Annotated in this window: 1 protein-coding gene; it reads left to right on the forward strand. The window is 66.2% G+C overall.

Features of this window, described 5'->3' with window-relative positions; translation table 11 throughout:
* The coding region (locus tag RMT89_RS42705) for an MgtC/SapB family protein (RefSeq protein ID WP_315889146.1) at positions 1-278 on the forward strand (278 nt) is incomplete at both ends.

Raw genomic sequence — 278 nt, forward strand, 5'->3', positions numbered from 1 at the left:
GTCGACCTCGGGATGCGAGTTGGCGGCGCGGATGGCTCGGTTCGGGTCATTTCCTACGTTGTATCGGGCATAGGTTTCCTCGGCGCCGGCGTGATCATGAAGGAGGGCGCCCAGGTGCGCGGGATCAACACCGCGGCCACCTTGTGGGCGTCGGCCGCTGTAGGGACATTCGCGGGTGCGGGTGAGTTTGCCGGCGCACTGTTGGTCGCAGCGTTTGTCCTGGCGGGGAACACGCTGCTCCGGCCGATCGCAAACTACGTCAACCGCGCGCCGATCAG

Origin of the sequence: Streptomyces sp. P17 (assembly GCF_032436805.1) — a bacterium.
Taxonomy (GTDB): Bacteria; Actinomycetota; Actinomycetes; order Streptomycetales; family Streptomycetaceae; genus Streptomyces.